The sequence below is a fragment of the Salinivibrio sp. SS2 genome, assembly GCF_001722075.1.
Lineage (GTDB): Bacteria > Pseudomonadota > Gammaproteobacteria > Enterobacterales > Vibrionaceae > Salinivibrio > Salinivibrio proteolyticus.
Map to the genome: position 1 here is coordinate 1 of NZ_MEBP01000008.1, position 2,220 is coordinate 2,220.

A 2,220-nucleotide genomic window follows, 5' to 3' on the forward strand; every position below is an offset into this window, starting at 1 on the left:
ATGTGTCTTGTGTTGTTGTTATTGTCTTAGTGTGTGTTTTGTTCATGCTGTGGCGAAGATTTGATCAACAACGCCGTTCTTCGGAGGCGTTGATGATGATGATCTGATCGCCGCTAGTGGATAAGTTCAATGATTTAGGAAACAACGCCCATAAGACTTGGTATGCCTGTTAGTTACCGAGTTGATTGATGGGGGCAACCCCATTGGGATCAGTGCGTTAGGTGAATGATTTGATCAACAACGCCATGTTAATGAGTCACCCTCCTATTTTTAAACAACGTTAAACGTAGAGGGTTTGACAGTACGCTCCAATATCATTGGAGAGTCATGCCGCCTAGTACCATTAGGTCATCATTGTTCTATATTTACCGCCACCAGTTTCATATTTATCCGTGATGCATCCATGCCACCCTAACGAGTATAAGGTTAGCAACAGGACGCTGACCTCAGCATCGACAAAATCTGGCTCTTGGTAACACGTTTTTCATAACATAGTCTTCTGCATGTGACGAGAAAAATCGTTATGTGATCTCCACTATTTTTAGTGTGAATGTATCGTCCTATCGATTCGCCGCCGCAAGGCTAAAATAAACCGCCATAATGATGTTCGCAATAGAACGGTTATTTGAGATTTGATAAGCCGAGATAGCGTGATTTAACTCGTTCTCACGCTCCTAAGTGGGAACGGGAAGTAATGTCTAATGGCCCTGTCACGGCAAGCAGCGGTGAGTCGCAGTAAGAGGCCCTCTATATGTGCTTGATGTAAGCAATGACTTAATGGCGGAAAGGATAGAACGAAGTAGACGACTTTGTTGTTCGAGAGCATTGGCTGCTGGCACAGCCAAAAAATGCTATTACCTATTGACCGGCTAAGGGCTCATAGGTGTTAGGCGACATTTCTACGTTTAACTTCTTTCTTATACGAAGATTCATTGTATAGCCAAATAACCCAAAATGCGAAAAACATCCCGATCGTGTAAATTGAGTAATTAAGAGCATTATCCGATAAGAAAATCGTAATGCTTGCCGCATCAGAAGATGGATAAAGGAAAATAACATTAAAAATCATGTACAAAATGGCTGTGACGAAAGTCGTTCTGAAAAGCCAATTTAAACACCCTTTCTTTCGCGATTTTTTCCAATTATCAAATGCTTTACCATTCATTAATCCACTCCTTTCTATTAACTGAAGCTAGATTCACGCCAAGATACTATCAATACCCTATCGTTTATCTCATGTCGCCTAACGAATGACATGTATTCCCCCCTCTTGAAGATCTGCCACACTTAGGTGCGGCCGTTAATACCGGAGGTAAGCATGTCTACTCAATTCTTTGGTGGCGTTGATCTCGCCAAGCACCACTTTTCTCTTCACGCGGTGGATGACCACGTAAAAATCATTTTCCATAACTCGTTCTCACGCTCCTGAGTGGAAACGGGAGGTAATGTCTAATGGCCCTGTCACGGCAAGCAGCGGTGAGTCGCAGTAACAGACCTTCTCTATGTGTTTGCCATAATCAATGACTTAATGGCGGAAATAACAGAACGAAGTATACCATTTTGTTGTTCGAGAACATTGCCTGCTGCGCAGCCAAAAAAAATGCTATTGCCTATTGACCGGAGAAGGGCTCATAGGTGTTAGTTGCCCATCTCAAGTCCGAGTGCTAACATTTGTACACACAACAGCAAAGGAACACATCATGGACACTAGAATTCAATTTCGTGTTGATGAAGAAACAAAACGCCTAGCACAACAAATGGCTGAGAGCCAAGGGCGCACACTGAGTGATGCTTGCCGTGAACTTACTGAGCAACTCGCTGAACAACAAAGAAAAACATTATCTCACGATGCGTGGTTAACTGAACAAGTAAACCTAGCGTTTGAGAAGTTTGACTCAGGAAAATCCGTTTTCGTTGAGCACCAAGCTGCTCAATCTCGAATGGAAGAGCGTAAAGCCAGAATCCGTAATCGAGGCAAGTAATGATTTTATGGGAAGAAGCGTCACTTAACGATCGTGAAAAGATCTTTGAGTTTCTCTATGACTTCAACCCTGAGGTGGCGGAAAAAACTGACAGCCTCATTGAAGCAAAAGTAGAAAACTTGCTTGAACAACCTTTAATGGGCGTACAACGAGATAGCATCCGCGGACGATTGCTCATTATTCCTGAGATTTCGATGATTGTCTCTTACTGGGTCGAGGGGGCGTTGTTGATCAAATC

At 43.0% G+C, this 2,220-nt stretch carries 3 protein-coding genes and 1 pseudogene; 3 read left to right on the plus strand and 1 reads right to left on the minus strand.

What is annotated here, in order from left to right:
- Positions 1–886: 886 nt before the first annotated feature.
- Positions 887–1,165 carry a hypothetical protein gene (locus BGK46_RS00500; RefSeq protein ID WP_069586512.1) on the minus strand — a complete coding sequence of 93 codons (279 nt, stop codon included), beginning with the start codon at positions 1,163–1,165 and terminating at the stop codon, positions 887–889.
- Between the two features lie 153 nt (positions 1,166–1,318).
- On the opposite strand from BGK46_RS00500, the pseudogene BGK46_RS17285 reads away from it, so the two are divergent.
- The 3 genes and pseudogenes from BGK46_RS17285 to BGK46_RS00510 all read left to right on the plus strand — a co-directional run.
- Positions 1,319–1,426: pseudogene (locus BGK46_RS17285) on the plus strand (IS110 family transposase); the annotation flags it as partial.
- A 274-nt stretch (positions 1,427–1,700) separates the two neighbouring features.
- Entirely contained in the window at positions 1,701–1,982 is a 282-nt protein-coding gene (locus BGK46_RS00505; protein WP_069586513.1) for a type II toxin-antitoxin system RelB/DinJ family antitoxin, read from the plus strand.
- Positions 1,982–2,220: type II toxin-antitoxin system mRNA interferase toxin, RelE/StbE family (locus BGK46_RS00510; RefSeq protein ID WP_069586514.1), on the plus strand; the 239-nt coding region annotated here is incomplete at its 3' end. The genes BGK46_RS00505 and BGK46_RS00510, both read left to right, overlap by 1 nt.